Source organism: Brevibacterium sanguinis (assembly GCF_039528855.1).
Lineage (GTDB): Bacteria > Actinomycetota > Actinomycetes > Actinomycetales > Brevibacteriaceae > Brevibacterium > Brevibacterium sanguinis.
The window spans coordinates 191,049-207,883 of record NZ_BAAAMB010000006.1; the positions used below are offsets into that span (position 1 = coordinate 191,049).

General features: G+C 67.2%; 16 protein-coding genes. 5 read left to right on the forward strand and 11 right to left on the reverse strand.

What is annotated here, in order from left to right:
- Both ABD154_RS07660 and ABD154_RS07665 read right to left on the reverse strand, forming a co-directional pair.
- The coding region (locus ABD154_RS07660) for an MFS transporter (protein WP_344250939.1) at positions 1-814 on the reverse strand (814 nt) is incomplete at its 3' end.
- A gap of 103 nt (positions 815-917) precedes the next feature.
- Entirely contained in the window at positions 918-2,420 is a 1,503-nt protein-coding gene (locus tag ABD154_RS07665) for a sulfatase-like hydrolase/transferase (protein ID WP_344250941.1), read from the reverse strand.
- Positions 2,421-2,757: 337 nt separating this feature from the next.
- Here ABD154_RS07665 and ABD154_RS07670 point away from each other — a divergent pair, with 337 nt between their 5' ends.
- Entirely contained in the window at positions 2,758-3,510 is a 753-nt protein-coding gene (locus tag ABD154_RS07670; RefSeq protein WP_344250943.1) for an IclR family transcriptional regulator, read from the forward strand.
- A 29-nt stretch (positions 3,511-3,539) separates the two neighbouring features.
- Here the strand turns inward: ABD154_RS07670 and ABD154_RS07675 are convergent, their stop codons facing one another.
- Positions 3,540-4,778, reverse strand: coding sequence for an MFS transporter (locus ABD154_RS07675; protein WP_344250945.1), 1,239 nt, complete (start codon positions 4,776-4,778; stop codon positions 3,540-3,542).
- A 295-nt stretch (positions 4,779-5,073) separates the two neighbouring features.
- Here ABD154_RS07675 and ABD154_RS07680 point away from each other — a divergent pair, with 295 nt between their 5' ends.
- Entirely contained in the window at positions 5,074-6,120 is a 1,047-nt protein-coding gene (locus tag ABD154_RS07680) for an LCP family protein (RefSeq protein ID WP_344250947.1), read from the forward strand.
- A 213-nt stretch (positions 6,121-6,333) separates the two neighbouring features.
- On the opposite strand, the gene ABD154_RS07685 is transcribed toward ABD154_RS07680, so the two are convergent.
- On the reverse strand, positions 6,334-8,106 hold the full coding sequence (locus tag ABD154_RS07685) for an MFS transporter (RefSeq protein ID WP_344251046.1): 1,773 nt from the start codon (positions 8,104-8,106) through the stop codon (positions 6,334-6,336).
- Between ABD154_RS07685 and ABD154_RS07690 the strand changes: the two genes are divergently transcribed.
- The gene (locus tag ABD154_RS07690) at positions 8,053-8,598 is read left to right on the forward strand and encodes a TetR/AcrR family transcriptional regulator C-terminal domain-containing protein (RefSeq protein WP_344250949.1); all 546 of its coding nucleotides are present in this window, start codon (positions 8,053-8,055) and stop codon (positions 8,596-8,598) included. The two genes, ABD154_RS07685 and ABD154_RS07690, sit on opposite strands and share 54 nt — an antisense overlap.
- Positions 8,599-8,637: 39 nt before the next feature.
- On the opposite strand, the gene ABD154_RS07695 is transcribed toward ABD154_RS07690, so the two are convergent.
- The 3 genes from ABD154_RS07695 to ABD154_RS07705 form a co-directional block, all read right to left on the reverse strand.
- Positions 8,638-8,943, reverse strand: a complete 306-nt coding sequence (locus ABD154_RS07695; RefSeq protein ID WP_344250951.1) for a helix-turn-helix domain-containing protein — start codon at positions 8,941-8,943, stop codon at positions 8,638-8,640.
- A gap of 297 nt (positions 8,944-9,240) precedes the next feature.
- Positions 9,241-10,725, reverse strand: a complete 1,485-nt coding sequence (locus ABD154_RS07700; protein ID WP_425546722.1) for an MDR family MFS transporter — start codon at positions 10,723-10,725, stop codon at positions 9,241-9,243.
- Positions 10,725-11,090 (reverse strand): DoxX family protein, encoded by a 366-nt coding sequence (locus tag ABD154_RS07705; RefSeq protein WP_344250955.1) that lies wholly within the window; start codon positions 11,088-11,090, stop codon positions 10,725-10,727. The genes ABD154_RS07700 and ABD154_RS07705 overlap by 1 nt, the downstream gene beginning before the upstream one ends.
- 196 nt (positions 11,091-11,286) lie before the next feature.
- Here ABD154_RS07705 and ABD154_RS07710 point away from each other — a divergent pair, with 196 nt between their 5' ends.
- Positions 11,287-11,688, forward strand: a complete 402-nt coding sequence (locus ABD154_RS07710) for a winged helix-turn-helix transcriptional regulator (RefSeq protein ID WP_344250957.1) — start codon at positions 11,287-11,289, stop codon at positions 11,686-11,688.
- A 100-nt stretch (positions 11,689-11,788) separates the two neighbouring features.
- On the opposite strand, the gene ykgO is transcribed toward ABD154_RS07710, so the two are convergent.
- The 3 genes from ykgO to ABD154_RS07725 all read right to left on the reverse strand — a co-directional run bounded on the left by ykgO (position 11,789) and on the right by ABD154_RS07725 (position 14,208).
- On the reverse strand, positions 11,789-11,911 hold the full coding sequence (gene ykgO / locus ABD154_RS07715) for a type B 50S ribosomal protein L36 (protein WP_131248590.1): 123 nt from the start codon (positions 11,909-11,911) through the stop codon (positions 11,789-11,791).
- Positions 11,912-12,099: 188 nt separating this feature from the next.
- Positions 12,100-13,740, reverse strand: coding sequence for a phosphoglucomutase (alpha-D-glucose-1,6-bisphosphate-dependent) (pgm, locus tag ABD154_RS07720; RefSeq protein WP_344250959.1), 1,641 nt, complete (start codon positions 13,738-13,740; stop codon positions 12,100-12,102).
- 141 nt (positions 13,741-13,881) lie between these two features.
- A complete protein-coding gene (locus ABD154_RS07725) occupies positions 13,882-14,208 on the reverse strand; it encodes a rhodanese-like domain-containing protein (RefSeq protein WP_137826689.1) in 327 nt (108 codons plus the stop codon).
- Positions 14,209-14,406: 198 nt separating this feature from the next.
- Between ABD154_RS07725 and ABD154_RS07730 the strand changes: the two genes are divergently transcribed.
- Entirely contained in the window at positions 14,407-15,198 is a 792-nt protein-coding gene (locus ABD154_RS07730) for a pyridoxamine 5'-phosphate oxidase family protein (protein ID WP_344250961.1), read from the forward strand.
- Positions 15,199-15,257: 59 nt separating this feature from the next.
- Here ABD154_RS07730 and ABD154_RS07735 read toward each other — a convergent pair whose 3' ends face one another.
- Positions 15,258-16,826 carry an aldehyde dehydrogenase (NADP(+)) gene (locus tag ABD154_RS07735; protein WP_344250963.1) on the reverse strand — a complete coding sequence of 523 codons (1,569 nt, stop codon included), beginning with the start codon at positions 16,824-16,826 and terminating at the stop codon, positions 15,258-15,260.
- Between the last annotated feature and the right edge of the window lie 9 nt (positions 16,827-16,835).

Genomic DNA, 16,835 nt, shown 5'->3' on the forward strand with positions numbered 1-16,835 from the left:
CCGCCGACTCGGCCTCGGCGACCGATTCCATCTCGGCCTTGGACATCGCGGAGTCGGGGGTGGACTCCGCGTGCACCGGGGCGGGACCGGCGACGAGATCGGGACGCACCGCCTCGGTGCCGGGATCGGTCGCCTCGGCGGGCGCGGTGGCCTGGGCGGGCGTGGTCGCCTGGGCCTTGTCGAACCGGTACGGTCCTTCGCGTCCGAACAGCATCCACAGGACGGCCCAGACGAGGCTGGCGGCGCCGAGGATGCCGAAGGTCTCGCGCCAGCCGATGCCGGCGACGAGGGCCCCGACGACGGGGGCTGCGACCATCGTGCCGGCGGGGACTCCGACGCCGACGATCGCTGCGGCCATGCCGCGACGATGCTTGGGGAACCACTGCATCGCGGCGTGGTTCGCGGTGCCGTACGCGGGGCCTTCGCCGGCACCGAGGAGCACGCGAGTGAGGATGAGCGCCGAATAGCCGGCGAGAGGGGAGACGATGATCGCCTGGGCGATGGACCAGATGATCGCGAGCACTGCGAGGATTCTCTTCGCGGGGAATCGGATGGTGAGGAATCCGACGACGAAGGAGGAGATGCTGTAGAGGATGAAGAAGCTGCTCGAGATGATGCCGTACTGGGTGGGGCTGAGGCCGAGCTCCTGGCTCATCGGTTCGGCGGCGATGCCGAGCAGCGCCTTGTCGGCGAAGTTGATGACCATGAAGATGAAGATGGCCGTGAGCGCGAACCAGCCGTTGATCCCGAGCCGGAAGGCGCGGTCGGTGCGCGGCGGTGAGAAGTCAAGAGGTGGTGCGGTGCGTCGTTGCACGATGTCGTCCTATCGTCAGGCCCTGGGGCGGTGAGGTCTCTCCCCGCCCCAGGTCGGGGCCGGATGGTCGATGGTGCGGTGCCCCGCCGGTGGGGCGTCGGCGTCAGTGGGTGGGCGAGAGTTCTTCGAAGGTCTCCGTTTCATCGGTGACAGGAGCCCAATCGGGTCCGTAGAGCTCCTGGTAGAGGTCGGTGCGGCGCACCGATCCCTTCGGGCGTCCCCCGGTCCACAGGTCGTAGCGCGGATCGGAGAACTCGGCGAAGAAGGTGTCGAGCTGCTCATCGAGTGAGGCGATCACCTCGGCGTAGGCGGGGTCCGTCGAGACGTCGGTGTTCTGCTCGGGGTCGCGGGTGAGATCGAAGAGCTCGGCGTCGCCGGTGCCGGGCAGGCGCTTCCAGTAGGAGTACTCGGGTGTGCGGATGCCGCGGGACTCCTCCTGCTCGAAGAACACCGCGCCCCGCCCGGGGTCGGAGACTCCGGTGCGCAGCGCCTCGGCGAAGCTGTGGCCGGGGCTGTTGGCGAACTCGAGGTCGCCGAGGCCGACGTAGTCGAGGATCGTCTGCGCGAAGTCGTACTGGCTGGTCAGCTCCTCGTGGACGGTGCCGGCCTTGAGCGAGCCCGGCTGGGAGAAGATGAGCGGGATGTGGAGGCCGGCGTCGTAGAGGTGCGAGGGATTCGTGTCCATCGTGTGACCCCACAGGCCGTGCTGGCCGTAGAGGTTCGACTGGTCGGCGGTGACGATGACGAGGGTGTCCTCGGTGAGACCGCGGGCCTCGAGGGCCTCCATGAGGCGGCCGATGCCCTCGTCGACGAGCGAGATCTGGGCGCAGATGTTCGCCATCGTCGCCGGGTCGTTGTGCATCCGCAGGTAGCCGTAGAGGTGGTGGAGGTAGAAGTTGTCCGGATCGTCGGGGCCGTCGACGCGGGCGAGGAGCTCATCGCTGATCGCAGTGCGGGGGAAGCTCGGGAAGTCCTTGCCCTCGAAGCGCGCGTAGTAGGGGTTGCGCGGGTCCGGTCCGTAGTTGGCCGGCGGGAGCAGGTAGGGGGCGTCGTAGTTGACGTTGAGGAAGAACGGGGTGGAGGCGTCGACCTCGGCGAGGTAGTCGACGGCCTTCTCCGTGAAGAAGTCGACGATGTGACGGTCGTTGACCTCCTTCTCGACCCCGTCGTCGACGACCATGTTCTCGTAGAAGCTCGTCGTGTGGCCGACGCCGAAGGCCAGCCAGCGGTCGAAGCCGGGCATCGGGGTGCGCGGGTTGCCGAGGTGGTACTTGCCCACCAGCGCGGTCTGGTAGTCGTTGGCCGACAGCGCCGAGGCGAGCGTGCGGAACTCGCGGACCGCGCACCAGTCCTCCGGCCAGACCTTGAGGTAGCGGTCGTCGAGCCAGTTGTGGATGCCGTGGGCCGAGGGCATGAGGCCGGTGAAGATCGAGGCCCGCCCGGGGGAGCACATGCCGTTCGTCGAGAACGCGTTGGCGTACCGCACGCCGCCTTCGGCGAGCTTGTCGGTGTGCGGGGTGTAGACGTCCTCGTTGCCGTAGCAGCCGAGCAGTGTCGCCGGCTGGTTGTCTGCGGTGATGAGGATGATGTTCGGGCGGTTCGTCATGAGCGTGCTCCTCGTGCTGTGGTGCGGAGTGAGTCGGGGTCCGGACACCGGTCCGACTTCGTGCATTGGCCCGTCCGGGCGACCACACCAGCATGGTCTGCGTCACAGCCCGACGGAAGAGCAGTGTTCCGGTGAATGGAAGTTGAAATCGTCGAGATAGTGAAGCTTTTCACAAGACTTTTCATGTTCTGATCGGTCGATCAGCGATGCGACCTGCGATGATGATGTTTTTACTGCGGGTGTGGTGAATGTCGAGCGGCTGACATCTCGGCGATGATCGGTGATTCATTCGTGACGAACTGTGGCGATTTCTTCCATTCAGTGGACCACTGTGGGGATGAGAAACTCAGCCGGACCCGGCGAGACAGTGGCGTCTCGGATCATCGGCATCCTCGAGTGCTTCGACGGCTTCCATCGCACGGCGACGCTCACGCAGATCGCCGAGCGATCGGGGCTGACGATGCCGACGGCGCACCGTCTGGTCAAGGAGCTCGCCGAGGCGGGGCTGCTGCGCCGCGGTCAGGGCGGGGCGTATTCGCTGGGGATGAAGATGTGGGAGCTCGGGTGCGCGGCCCCCGACATCACGCGTCTGCAGGAGGGGGCGATGCCCTATCTCCAGGACCTCTACGAGGCGACGCGGGAGAACGTCCACTTCGCGATCCGCGACGGGCACGAGACGATCTACGTCGTCAAGCTCAGCGGCCCGACGAGCATCTCCCTGACGACGCGGGTGGGCAGGCGTCTCAACTGGCACACGACGGGTGTCGGCAAGGCGATCGTCGCGTTCTCCGACGAGGAGGTGCAGGAGGAGATGCTCTCGGTGCCGCTTGAGCGCCTGACGCCGACGACGATCGTCGATCCCGAGAAGATGCGCCTCGAGTTCGCGCGGATCCGCGAGTCGGGGTTCGCACTCTCCCAGGGCGAGCACGAGACGGGGACGTTCTCGCTCGCCGCTCCCGTCCTCGACCGCAGCCGCCAGCCCGTGGCCGCAGTGGCCGTGACGCTGCCGAGTTCGCGGGCCAACGTCGCCCAGCTCAACGCCGCGGTGCGGACCGTGGCGATCGGCATCACCCGCACCCTCGTCGGGTAGGCAGGATGCTCCGCGGTGCGCCGGCCCGCCTACTCCGCGATGCGGGCGCGGCGGCGGTCCTTCTCGATGCGCACCTCGTGGCTCGACCGTGAGGGGTTGAGGAGTTTGAGCAGCGAGAGCGCGAGGATCGCGCCGAGCACCGCGCAGCCGGCGGGCAGGAGCATCGCGACGTGCGCGCCGTAGTGGTCGACGAGGTTGCCGGCGATCGCCGAGCCGAACGCGACGCCGAAGCCGAGCGAGGTGCCCAGCCAGGCGAACGCCTCGGTGAGCCGTCTCGGTGGGGCGAGCTGCTGGATGACGGAGTTCGCGCCGACGAGGCTCGGGGCGATCGTGAACCCGACGATGAAGAGGATGAGTCCGAAGGTGAACATGTCCCGGGCCAGCAGCATCGTGCACGTGCCGATCGCGAGCAGGGACACGGTGACGCCGAAGCGGTGGTGGGTCTGTGACTTCCAGCTCATCGCCCCGTAGACGGCGCCGGAGATCAGCGAGCCTAGGGCGAAGGCGCTGAGCAGGAAGCCCGCGAGCTCCTTGACGCCCTGCTCGTCGGAGAACGCGACGGCGATGACGTCGATCGCGCCGAAGTTCACGCCGAGGAAGACGTTGACGATGATGATCGTGAAGATCCCCGGGTTGGAGAACACGTGGCCCTTGGCCTCGGTGGAGCGCTCGATGGGCGGGGGTTCGGTCGACTTCTGGATGTAGAGGAGGACCGAGCCGATGCCGGCGGTGATCATCGAGAGGATGATGCCGGCCGGCGGCCACACGGCGGTGGCGAGGATCGTGGCGATGACGGGGCCGGAGACGAAGAGGAGTTCGTCGGCGACGGATTCCCACGAGAACGCGGTCTGCAGCTGCCTCGGCGAGGTGACGAGATGGGACCAGCGCGAGCGGACGAGGGAGCCGACCGAGCCGACGGTGGCGCCGCCGATTCCCGCGAAGACGAACGTCAGTCCGACCCACCAGTCGAGGTAGACGGAGACGATGAGGAGGCTTAAAGCGATGAGGTGGGTGACGACGATGGGCACCATGACCGTCGCCTGCCCGCGACGGTCGACGAGGCGCGCGATGACCGGCCCGGTCAGGGCTTGGACGATCATGTAGACGGCGGCGACGATGCCGGCCAGTCCGTACGATCCCGTCACACCCTGGATGAAGAGGACGATTCCGAGGCCGAGCACGGCGATCGGCATTCGCGCAACCAGACCTGCCATCGAGAATCTGAGGGCACCGGGAAGCGCGAGGATTTCCCGATAGTTTTTGAACATCAGAGAAGTCTATCTGCGGTCTCAGCCGTTGCAACTGCGGAATCCGTCGAATGAGCGCGATCTCACGACGATCGCCTGAATGACCTCACGATGCCCGACCGCGCCACCTCCCGGCGCTCGTCACAGTGCTCGTCACGGCATTCGCCGTTGTGCTCGGGTCGGCAGGGCGCCCTGTCCCACCAGGAGTGGGAGGGGCCGACGAGGTCATCAACGGGTCACTACAGGCCTATACAATAGGCGAGATTGCCCACCTCTCCTGCCGGCTAGCGCCGCCCCGACCCCACCCGGAGTGCCGATGACCAACAGCTCGTTCGACGACATCTTCGACCAGCAGAACGACGAACCCCAACGTCCCCGACGCAAGAAGAAGCGCGTGTGGCGCAAGGTGCTCGTCGGCGTTCTCGTCGTTGTCGTCCTCGGCGTCCTCGGTGTCGGCGTCTACCTGTGGAACGTCGGGCGGTCGTTCAACGACAACGCCAACCAGCTCACCGACGAGCAGGTCTTCGGCACGCAGCGGCCCGATGGGGACAAGCAGGAGGGCGGGACGAACATCCTGCTGCTCGGCTCCGACGAGCCGATGAAGGACGTCGACGTCAACTCCTCGCAGGGCCTGCGGTCGGACTCGATCATGGTCATGCACCTGCCGGAGAACGGCTCGAACGTCCAGATCATGTCGATCCCGCGTGACAGCTGGGTCGACATCAAGGGCCACGGCAAGGCGAAGATCAACGCCGCTCTGTCCTACGGCGGGCTGCCGCTCGCGGTCTCGACGGTCTCCGATTTCATCGGCACTCCGATCGACCACGTCGCGATCATCGACTTCGAGGGCTTCAAGGGGCTCACGGACAGCCTCGGTGGGGTGACGGTGAACTCCGAGCAGGCGTTCACGCAGAACGGCTATACGTTTACAAAGGGCGAGAACACGCTCAACGGCGATGAGGCGCTCACCTTCGTCCGGGAGCGCAAGTCGTTCAAGGACGGCGACTTCCAGCGTGCGCGGAACCAGCAGGCGTTCATCAAGGGCCTGATCAGCGAGCTCATCTCCGCCGACACCCTGTCGAACCCGCAGAAGATCCAGAACATGATCACCGAGTTCGCGCCGTACATGTACGTCGATTCGGGACTCAATGCCCAGTACATCTCCTCGACGGCGTTCGCGATGCGTGACGTCCGCCCGAGCGACATCGAGTTCTTCACGTCCCCGACCGCCGGTGTCGGCCGGTCGTCCGACGGCCAGTCGATCATCAACGTCGACGAGGACGAGCTGAAGAAGGTCCAGGACGCGTTCAAGAACGACACCCTGGCTGACTATGTGAAGAACGCTCCCGAAGCGCATCTCTGATCCCTCGCCGAGGCGGTCCCGCCCGGGCCGTCGATGCGCAGTGACAGCGGAACCCCGTCCCAGCTAGGTCCTGGGGCGGGGTTCTGCTGTGTGCCGCGGGCGGCCGCTCAACCTCGCCGAGGCGGGGCCGCGGTCATGCCTCCGTCGACGCCGGTGCTGCCCAGTAGTGTCGTGTGCAGCCGGTGCCTGCTCGAAGGAGCTGGGGAAGGGTGGTCACTGGTGCTGCCCGGTCTGACGTCCGCGCTGGATGAGGATCGGGCAGACGATCGTGACCAACACGAGGAGCCCACCGCCGACGATGGTGGCGAGTCCGAGGCCATCGACGAAGGCCTGCCGTGCGAGATCGGTGAGATGCTCAGCGTCGGCGGAGGGGAGCTGTTCGGCGACGCCGATGGCCGCTCCGAGGCTGGACCCGATGGCGTCGGTGGCTTCCGCGGGGACGTCACTGGGGATGCCGTCGAGGACACGCGAACGATAGAGCGCGGTGCCGATGGAGCCGAGGACCGCGATGCCGAGCGCGGCTCCGAATTCGCTCGCAGTCTCCGACAGTGCGGATGCCGCACCGGAACGATCGGGTGGTGCTGATCCGACGACGACATCCGTGGCGAGAGTCATCATCGGCGCGATTCCGGCTCCGATGAATGCGGAGGCGGTGATCGCGAGCGGCAGTCCACCGTCAGCGGGAATTCGGCTGAACGTGAGCATGCCGGCTGCCGCGATGGCTCCACCGACGCCGAATACCATCGCGTAACCGAATCGCTGCACGAGTACCGATGAGAGCACGGCCATCGTGCCGACGGCGACCATGACGGGCAGGATCGCCAGTCCGGCGATGAGCGGCGACAGGCCTGCGACGAGTTGGAGGTATTGCGCCTTGTAGAGCATGACGCCGACGAGGGCGAACATCGCCAGACCTGCTCCGATGATCGCGCCGGTGAAGCGGGGATTCGCGAACAGGTCGATATCGACCAGCGGATCTGCGAGCCGTCGTTGTCGCACGACGAACACGATCGTCGCGGCGGTTCCGGCACCCAGTGCGATCCAGACCGGGAGAGTGACGGCGAGTTCCTCGGCCGCAGTCTTGATCGCCCAGACGATCGGCAGGATCGACGTGAATGCCAGGGCGACACTGACCAGGTCGAGTCGGCTTCTGGCGTGGCTGCGGTACTCCGGCACCACAAGCGGCGCGGTGACGAGCAGGGCGAGGATGATCGGCACGTTGATGAGGAACACTGCCCCCCACCAGAACGCTTCCAGGAGCAGTCCGCCCACGATCGGGCCGAGCGCGATTCCCGCCGACAGGCTCGCCGTCCAGATGCCGATCGCCCTGGTGCGCTCGGCGGTGTCCGTGAACATGTTGCGGATCAGTGACAACGTCGACGGCATCAATGTCGCCCCGCCGATGCCCATGAGCGCTCGCCCGGCGATCAGCATCTCCGCGGTCGGCGAGAACGCGGCCAACGCGGAAGCGCCGCCGAAGATGACCGCACCGATCAGGAGGAGCCGGCGCCTGCCTATGCGGTCGCCGATGTTGCCCATCACGATCAGGAGTCCGGCGAGCAGGAAGCCGTACGCGTCCAAGATCCACAGGGTCTGACTGGCCGTCGGCGCGAGTTCCTGCGTGATCGTCGGGATCGCGATGTGCAGGATCGTGATGTCCATCGACGTCACGACCACAGGCAGTGTCAGCACCCCCAACCCGACCCATCGCCACTTCGAGTCTGCTGGCGGCGTCTTCGAGAGTTCCATGACCATCTCCTCACGTTGCGTATTGAATACGCAACGATAGCGTATGACATACGCGTCGCGGTAGAGTGAGGGCGGAGGTGGTGTATGAGTCCACGGATCGGGCCTGCCGGGCCGCTGTCGCGGGGGCGAATCGTTGAGGCTGCAATCGAACTGGCCGACGAGGCCGGGCTGGATGCGGTCACGATGAACGGCGTTGCAAAACGCCTGGGGGCGGGAACGATGTCCCTGTATCGCCATGTCGCCAGCAAAGACGACCTGGTTACGGCGATGGTCGAACGCGTCACCGCCGAATTCTCGTACCCGAATCGCGAGGGGCGACACTGGCGCGAGTGCATGCACGCTCTGGCGTCCCAAGATCGGGCAGCCTTCCAGATGCACCCGTGGATGATGCCCGCCACGGCGACGGTCACACCTCCTTACGGCACCGCTTCGCTCGCGGCGATGGAGTGGGCGCTCGAGGTGCTTGAAGGCGCTGGGTTCCCGCCGGCGAAAGCCGCCAGCGCGATCATGACAATCAACCACTACGTACAAGGAAGTGCGCGTGTCGCACTTGGCGAATCGACCGCCGCGACTGACGACCCAGGTCACGCGTGGCGGGAGCGCCTCGCCGGAACCGATCTCTCAAACTTCCCGCACCTGCACGGGCTCATCGCTGACGAGTCACCGTCACGTGATCGCGACTGGTTCGCAGACGGGCTCGATCTCATCCTCGATGGTCTGAGAGCTTGAACATCCCTGGCGCGTCGACAGCCTTCAGGCCGGCAACAGCTAGGCGACCTGGATTCGCGCGTCGCCGGTGACGAATTCGAGCGTGAGCTCCCCGCCGACCGCATCGAGGTACTTCCGGATGGTGCCGATCTTGGCGTTGTCGAGATGGCCGTTTTCGATCTTCGACACCTGCCGTTGGGAGACGCCGATGCGGTCCGCCAGCTGCTGCTGAGTGAAACCCGCCATTTCGCGAAGTTCCCGTAAGCGGTAGGCGCGGACCTCGGCGAGCATCCTCGCCTTGCGCTCCTCGACATTCGCTCGGTTCACGGGGTGGTTGGCGAGGAAGTCATTGAGATTCATGGCCATGGTTCTCATCGTCCCTTCGGCGAGTTCAGGTGGTCATCGAAGCGGTCGTCAGCGATCGGGATGTTCGATGAATCTAGTACCTGCGAGTTCTGAACTCAATGGCGACCGTGAGGACGGGAACTGTTTCAGGTCCCGTCCTGGTGAAGGCACAGGTCAACTGTCGCGTGTGTCCTTGAGGCGGTCTCACCCGGGCCGTCGACGCGCAGTGACAGCAGAACCCCGTCCCAGGTGTTCCTGGGGCGGGGTTCTGCTGTGTGGTGTCGGCGTTCGCTCAGCCTCGCCGAGGCGGGACCGCGGTCATGCTTCCACCGCGGCCGGTGCTGTCGGCGCCTGCCGCGGCGCCGGGTTCCGGACGAACCAGCTGCCGACGACGGCGACGAGGGAGAGCACGGCGCCGGCGAAGAACGCCGTCGAGACGCCGTCGGCCTGGGCGACCACCGGGGTGGCGCCGCTGCCAGTGGCTGCGACCGTGCCAAGGCTGAGCACCGTGATGAACAGCGCCGTGCCGATCGCGCCGGCGACCTGCTGGATCGCCCCGACGGTCGCGGAGCCGTGCGAGTAGAGCTGCGGGCTCAGCGACCCCAGCGCCGAGGTGAGCAGCGGGGTCATCATCATCGCGACGCCGAGCGAGAGCCCCATGTGTCCGAGGAGGACGAACCAGGCCGGACTCGTCTCGTCGAGCTGGGTGAGCGACCACAGCACCGCGCTGGCGATGAGGGCACCCGGGATGACGAGCGGCCGCGGTCCGAACCGGTCGAAGAGCCGCCCGACGAACGGGGCCGCCAGACCCATCGCCAGACCACCGGGCAGGAGCATCATGCCCGTCGTCACCGAGTCGAGCTGGAGGACGTTCTGCAGGTAGATCGGCAGGAGGATGATCGAGCCGAACATCGCCGCCATCATGACGACGACGAGCCCCACGGCGAGTGAGAACGACCGGGACCGGAACACCCGGAGGTCGAGCAGGGCACGGTCACCGCGCTGGAGGACGAGCTGGCGCCAGATGAAGAGGCCGAGGCCGAGGACGCCGACGGCCAGTGCGGTGAGCGCCTGCGGGATCGTCTCGGGCGAGCCGCTGCCGAGCGTGCTGAAGCCGTAGACGAGTCCGCCGAAGCCGAGGGCCGACAGCGGCAGGGACACCCAGTCGAGCGGCGAATGGCTCTGCTCGCCGATGTTGCGCAGGCGCAGGGCGCCGACGATCATCATCGCGATCGCCACCGGCAGGATGATCCAGAAGAGGAAGTGCCAGGTCAGCGTGTTGAGGATGAACCCGGACAGGGTCGGACCGAGAGCCGGGGCAACGGCCATGACGATGGTGATCCGGCCCATGAAGCGACCGCGGGCGTGTTCGGGCACGACCGTCATGATCGTCGTCATGAGCAGCGGCATCATCATCGCCGTGCCCGAGGCCTGAATGACGCGGGCGACGATGAGCACGGAGAATTCGGGTGCGAGCGCACCGAGCAGGGTGCCGGCGGTGAAGAGGCTCATCGCCAGAAGGAACACCTGCCGTGTGGTCAGGCGCTTGAGCAGGTAACCGGTCGTCGGGATGACGACGGCCATCGTGAGCATGAACGCGGTCGTCGTCCACTGGGCGACGTTGAGTGTGACCCCGAGGTCGGTGACGAGGTGCGGGATCGCCACACCCATGACCGTCTCGTTGAGGAGGGTGACGAAGGCGGCCCCGAGGAGCAGCCAGATCACCCCGGTGTTCGCCGAGGTCGGCGGCGCCGCTGTCGGCGCGACCGCCTCGGCGGTGTCGGTGGTCTTGGTCATGCGCATCAGACTCCAGCCAGGCGCAGCACGACGACCACGAGGGCCATGACCATGACGATGATGTTCATGGTGAAGTTCTCGTTGTGACGGCGGTGCGCGAAGATCGCGAGGAACTGGATCGCGGCGAGACCGAGGCCGGCGACCACGGTGACCCACGGGAGGATCCCGGTCAGGGCCGGGAGAATGAGGCCGATGGCGCCGACGATCTCGGCGACGCCGAGGAGGCGGACCTGTCCCTCGCTGTAGTCGAAGAGGGTGGGCATCGGCTTGTCGGCGTTGTGCGGTTTGAGGACCTTCATCGTGCCGGCCATGAGGAAGAGCACGGCGACGAGTCCGGAGAGGACCCACGTGATGATGGAGAGAGCGAGCATTGATGCCCCTTTCGTTCTGTCTTTAGTTACTAGTGATAACCTAGATACCAACGGTAATTATTCCCGACGGGGCGGCACGCACAGCAACGTCACCGAGGCACATGGACGTAACCATTGGCCCTGATCAGAGGTGATGCGCAGGTGATGTCGGTCCGACGGTCGGCCGGCTGGGACCGGTCGAGGAGAGGAGAGGGACATGGAATCGCGCAGCGGGTCAGCGGAGCCGCGGATGCAGTCGATGTGTTCGGGGCCGGCGGCGGATCCGGAGATCTTCCGGTCGATCCTCGCGCGCGTCGGCGACAAGTGGTCGATGATGCTCATCGGCATGCTGCAGGAGGGGCCCCGGCGGTTCACCGAGCTCAAGTCGATGACGAACGGGATCTCGGCGCGGATGCTCACTCAGACGCTGCGGCAGCTCGAGCGCGACGGTCTCGTCGAACGCGAGGTGTTCGCGGAGATCCCGCCGCGCGTCGAATATAGGGCGACTCCGCTCGGGCGCTCGCTCGTGCCGGCTGTCCTCGCGATCGCCGAGTGGGCCTCGACCCACACCGAGGAGATCGCTGCGAACCGCGAGCACTACGACGCGAACGCGGACTGAGCGGACGGTCGCGCCGAGGCAGTGTCGAAAACCACGCGCACGAAAAAGGTGCCGACCCCCATGTGCGGGAGTCGGCACCGAGTCGTCGGTCGCCGGGGTCTCAGCCCTGACGTGACTTGAACCGCGGGTTCTGCTTGTTGATGACGTACGTGCGTCCGCGACGCCGCACGACCTGCGAACCCGGCTGCTTCTTGATCGAGCGAAGGGAATTCCTGGCCTGCATCATGTCCTCCTCTGTGTGACTTGTTCCGTCAACAGAGACGGCGTCGATTGTATTCCGAGACCCCTTGCAACCCAAAACCCCACGGAGTCGCCCGTCCCGCGAAACCGCCCGCACGACGAAACCGCCCGCCCGACGAAAACAGCCGCGCCACCTCGGCGAGGTGAGACGGCCGAACGAGCGGACCGGTCTTACTCGAGCACGCCGTCGACGAGGGTCCGTGCCTCGTTCTGGATGGTGCGCAGATGGTCTTCGCCCTGGAGCGATTCGGCGTAGATCTTGTAGACGTCCTCGGTGCCCGATGGCCGGACGGCGAACCACGCGTTGTCCGTGGTCACCTTGAGTCCGCCGATCGGTGCGTCGTTGCCCGGTGCTGCGGTGAGCACCGAGGTGACCGGTTCCCCCGCGATCGAGGCGGCGGTGACCTGGGAGGCGTCGAGCGAACCGAGTTTCGCCTTCTGCTCCCGGGTGGCCGGGGCGTCCTGCCGGGCGTAGGCGCTCGTGCCGAACTTCTCGGCCAGGCCCGCGTAGCGCTGCGAGGGCGTCTGCCCGGTCTTCGCCGTCATCTCCGAGGCGAGGAGGGCGAGGATGATGCCGTCCTTGTCCGTCGACCACACCTTGCCGCCTCGGCGAAGGAAGGATGCTCCCGCGGATTCCTCACCACCGAAGGCGAGGCTCGAGTCGAGGAGGCCGGGGACGAACCATTTGAAGCCGACGGGCACCTCGAAGAGGCGGCGTCCGTGGGCGGCGACGACGCGGTCGACGATCGACGAGGTGACGAGCGTCTTGCCGATCGCGGCGGTCGCCGGCCAGTCGGGACGGTTCTCGATGAGGTAATCGATGGCCGCGCCGAGGTAGTGGTTGGGGTTCATCAGGCCGGCGTCGGGGGTGACGATGCCGTGGCGATCGGCGTCGGCGTCGTTGCCGGTGGCGATGTCGTAGTCGCTGCGGGAGGCGATGAGCCCGGCCATCGCATACGGCGAGGAGCAGTCCATGCGGATGTTCTCGTCCCAATCGAGCGTCATGAACGACCACGTGGGGTCGAGCTCGGGGTGGACGACGGTGAGGTTGAGGTCGAAGTCCTCGGCGATCGCCGCCCAGTAGTCGACGCTCGCCCCGCCGAGCGGGTCGGCCCCGATCCGCAGCCCGGAGTCGCGGATCGCGTTCATGTCGATGACCGATTCGAGGTCGCCGACGTAATTGGAGATGAAGTCGAAGTTCTCCGTGTTCTCCAGGTGGAAGGCCCGCTGGAAGCTCGTGCGCGGGATCTTCTCCCACCCGGCCTCGAGGTAGGCGTTGGCGCGGTCGGCGATCCACTTCGTCGCCTCGGTGCCGGCGGGTCCGCCGTGGGGCGGGTTGTACTTGATGCCGCCGTCGGCCGGGGGATTGTGGCTGGGGGTGATGATGATGCCGTCGGCCTGCGCGTCGGTGCGCGACTTCCCGGCGTTGTACCCGAGGATCGCGTGGGAGACCGCGGGTGTCGGCGTGTAGCCGTCGCGTTCGTCGATGAGCGCGGTGACTCCGGCGGCGGCGAGGACCTCGAGCACGGTGAGGAACGCGGGTTCGCTGAGCGCATGGGTGTCGCGGCCGAGGAAGATCGGCCCGCGCACGCCGTGATCCTTGCGGTAGTCGACGATCGCCGCGGTGATCGCGGCGATATGGGCTTCGTTGAACGCGCGGTTGAAGCTCGAACCCCGGTGTCCCGAGGTTCCGAAGCTCACGGCCTGGGCGGGCACCGAGGGATCCGGGACAAGGTCGTAGTACGAGTCGAGCAGTGCGGGGACATCGATGAGGTCCCTGTCCTGGGCCAGCTGGCCGGCGCGAGTAGTCATACCCCTACCTTGCCAAACACCGCTGATCGGTCACAGTCAGGACACCCGAGTTCTTGCATCGTGGACGTTGCCGGGCCATGTTCGACGGGAGCCCACAGGTGATGATCAGGAACCTTGTGACTGGCGGCGGTCACAGGGCGGTCACTTCACCCAGGGATCCTGCCCGGTCTCCGAGACGATCGGCTTGCCGTGGTCAAGGCTCCACGAGCCCATCCCGCCCTCGACGTTGAACGCGTCGAAGCCGTTGAGATTGAGCCAGGCCGTGGCCCGCAGCGACCGTCCGCCGGTGCGGCAGATGATGTACATGTCGTCATCGAGCGGCAGATCGTCGAGCCGTTCGGGCAGCTCCCCGAGGGGAACATGGATCGCGCCGTCGATGTGCCCGGCTTCCCATTCGTCGTCCTCGCGCACATCGATGATCGCAGCGCCTTCGGGAATCTCGGTGACGGTGACAGATGGTTCGCTCATGCCTCCCAGTGTAGGACCGTGCCGGTGGCCTCGCACCGGGACCCCACCGGCGCCGAGGCGGTCGACCGTCCCGTGGGTCCGCGACCAGAGTGCCCACGTTGGAAGTCGCTCACAATTGCGACAAGGCGGCTGTTTTCAAAGCGCGTCCGTGTGAGAATGGCCGCACCACCTCAGAGCAGTCAGTCGAAAAGGGGCACGATGATGAGTCGCAACACGAACAACGAGGGCGCCGGAGAAGAGAAGGCCCGCGACGCCGCCGACGGACTCGACCGGGCGACGGAGAAGTTCGCCGGCACCGCCGACATCGAACAGGGTGCGAAGACCGGCTACACCGAGGTCGACGTCGAATCCCGCGCCCAGGAGACCGCCACCGCCGAGGGCTTCACCCTCTACCGCAATCCCGACGGCTCGCACACCGCGATCGACGAGTCCGCCACCGTCGAATTCGCCGAGGTCGACGCCGACGCGGCGGCCGCCTCGGCGAATGCACCCCGCCGCCACCAGACGCACCGGGAGAGCGACCTCCACCAGCAGGACGTCGTGAAGATCCTCACCGACGCGAAATGGGTGATGCTCACGACCGCCCTGGCCGACGGCACGCTGCTCTCCCACCCGATGGTCCCGCAGCAGGTCACCGATGATGCCGACGTCTGGTTCTTCATCGGCCTCGACGGCGACCAGGCGACCGCCCTGCAGGGCAACCCGCACGTCAACCTCGCCGTCGCCGAGTCCGGGAACTGGCTCTCGGTCGCCGGCACCGTCGAGTTCGTCGACAGTCAGGCGAAGATCGACCACCTGTGGAACGACGATGCCGCGGCATGGTTCGAAGGCGGTCGCAACGACCCCAACCTCGGGCTCATCCGCGTCAACGGCGAGTCCGCGCAGCACTGGGGCGCGACCGGCGGGAAGGTCTCCGCGCTCGTCGAGATGATCAAGGCCAAGGTCACCCGGCAGCAGCCCGAGGGAGGCAGCTCGACGACCGAGCTGTGACCCGGCTTATCGCCGCGGGCGCTTTCCGACTCCGGGAAGCGCCCGTCGCGTCTGTCCGCTCAGCCCCAGGTCGTCGACGCACCCGCCGGTGACACGGCCTGCGGGAGGTCGAGCGGGTTCGCGTCCTGAAGGGCGGCGGGCAGGAACGCCGCCGGAGCGTTCTGGAACGCGACCGGGCGGAGGAACCGCTGGATCGCCGCCGACCCGACCGAGGTCGACGCATCGTTCGTCGTCGCCGGCCACGGCCCACCGTGCTGCATCGCCGGCGTCACCGCCACCCCCGTCGGCCACCCGCCGAAGAGGACGCGTCCGACCTGCCGGGACACCGCATCGACGAGCTCGCCGAGGCGGTCCCGATCCTGAGTCTCACCCGCGGTCTCCGCGGTGCTGAGGTGGAGGGTCGCGGTGAGGTTGCCGGCGAAGAACTCGGGCACGAGATCGGCGTAGGACGTCCCGGCAGGCACCTCTACGATGATCGATCGCGGCCCGAACGCCTCGTCGAGGAGCGCCTCACGGTGCGCGCGGAAGTCCGCGAGGGAGAGCGCGACGAGCGTCGGACGCGCCCACCCCTGACCGTCGTCATCGATGCGCAGTCCGCCCTCGGCGATGACCCGGACGCCCGGGACGGCGAGGATCGTATCCCGCCGCTCGGCGAAACCGCGGGCGATCCCGGGATTGAGGAGGCGGTGCTCCTCGACGGCATCAGCTGCGGTCGCGATGGCCTCGTCGAGTCCGTGGCCGGCCGGGGCGAAGAGGAAGCCGGGCTTCGTGCACAGCTGACCGGCCGAGCCGGACACGCTCGTGACGTACCCGGCGGCGATGTCGGGTCCCGCCTCGGCCAGGGCCGCCTCGGTGACGAAGACGGGATTGACGCTGCCGAGCTCACCGAAGAACGGAATCGGAGTGGAACGGGCCGCCGCGATGTCGGCGAGGAGACGCCCGGCGCGGATCGACCCGGTGAACGATCCCGCCTTGATCCGCTCGTCCTCGAGCACGGCGGTGCCGGCCTCCTGACCGTGGATGAGCGCGAAGACCCCGGCGGGCATGCCCGCGTCCGTCACGGCACGGTCGACGACGGCGGCGGTGGCGTCGGAGAGCTCCGGGTGCCCGGAGTAGGCCTTGACGATGAGCGGACAGCCGGCGGCCAGCGCCGCGGCCGAATCGCCGCCGGCGACGGAGAACGCGAACGGGAAGTTCGAGGCGGCGAAGTTGAGGACGGGTCCGACGGGGATGTGGACGCGGCGCACATCGGGGCGCACACCGAGGGCGAATGCGTCATCGGCCGGGTCGATCCGGGCGTCGACGTACGCGCCCTCGCGCAGGGTCGTGGCGAACATCCGCAGCTGCACGGCGGTGCGGGTGAGCTCCCCGTTCAGGCGCGCTTCGCTCAGACCGGTCTCGCGCATCGCGATCGGCACGAGGGTCTCCCGCGCGGCTTCGAGGGCATCGGCGACGGCGGAGAGGGCATCGGCCCGGCCGGCCGGTGAGGTCCCGGCGAACGCCGGAGCGGCGGCTGCCGCAGCGGCGACGATCGCCTCGAGGTCGGGGGAGAGCGCCGAGGCGGTGGAGCCGGTCGGGCTGGTCGCCGAGGCGGTGGCGTCGGTCGAGGTGGTTGTGTCGGTGGTCATGGTGATCCT

Bases quoted from the DNA above. Each gene is read 5' to 3' on its own strand.
- ABD154_RS07665 (WP_344250941.1), bottom strand. From the start codon at position 2,420: ATGACGAACCGCCCGAACATCATCCTCATCACCGCAGACAACCAGCCG.
- ABD154_RS07670 (WP_344250943.1), top strand. From the start codon at position 2,758: ATGAGAAACTCAGCCGGACCCGGCGAGACAGTGGCGTCTCGGATCATC.
- ABD154_RS07675 (WP_344250945.1), bottom strand. From the start codon at position 4,778: ATGTTCAAAAACTATCGGGAAATCCTCGCGCTTCCCGGTGCCCTCAGA.
- ABD154_RS07680 (WP_344250947.1), top strand. From the start codon at position 5,074: ATGACCAACAGCTCGTTCGACGACATCTTCGACCAGCAGAACGACGAA.
- ABD154_RS07690 (WP_344250949.1), top strand. From the start codon at position 8,053: ATGAACGGCGTTGCAAAACGCCTGGGGGCGGGAACGATGTCCCTGTAT.
- ABD154_RS07685 (WP_344251046.1), bottom strand. From the start codon at position 8,106: ATGGCGATACAGGGACATCGTTCCCGCCCCCAGGCGTTTTGCAACGCC.
- ABD154_RS07695 (WP_344250951.1), bottom strand. From the start codon at position 8,943: ATGGCCATGAATCTCAATGACTTCCTCGCCAACCACCCCGTGAACCGA.
- ABD154_RS07700 (WP_425546722.1), bottom strand. From the start codon at position 10,725: ATGCGCATGACCAAGACCACCGACACCGCCGAGGCGGTCGCGCCGACA.
- ABD154_RS07705 (WP_344250955.1), bottom strand. From the start codon at position 11,090: ATGCTCGCTCTCTCCATCATCACGTGGGTCCTCTCCGGACTCGTCGCC.
- ABD154_RS07710 (WP_344250957.1), top strand. From the start codon at position 11,287: ATGGAATCGCGCAGCGGGTCAGCGGAGCCGCGGATGCAGTCGATGTGT.
- ykgO (WP_131248590.1), bottom strand. From the start codon at position 11,911: ATGCAGGCCAGGAATTCCCTTCGCTCGATCAAGAAGCAGCCGGGTTCG.
- pgm (WP_344250959.1), bottom strand. From the start codon at position 13,740: ATGACTACTCGCGCCGGCCAGCTGGCCCAGGACAGGGACCTCATCGAT.
- ABD154_RS07725 (WP_137826689.1), bottom strand. From the start codon at position 14,208: ATGAGCGAACCATCTGTCACCGTCACCGAGATTCCCGAAGGCGCTGCG.
- ABD154_RS07730 (WP_344250961.1), top strand. From the start codon at position 14,407: ATGATGAGTCGCAACACGAACAACGAGGGCGCCGGAGAAGAGAAGGCC.
- ABD154_RS07735 (WP_344250963.1), bottom strand. From the start codon at position 16,826: ATGACCACCGACACAACCACCTCGACCGACGCCACCGCCTCGGCGACC.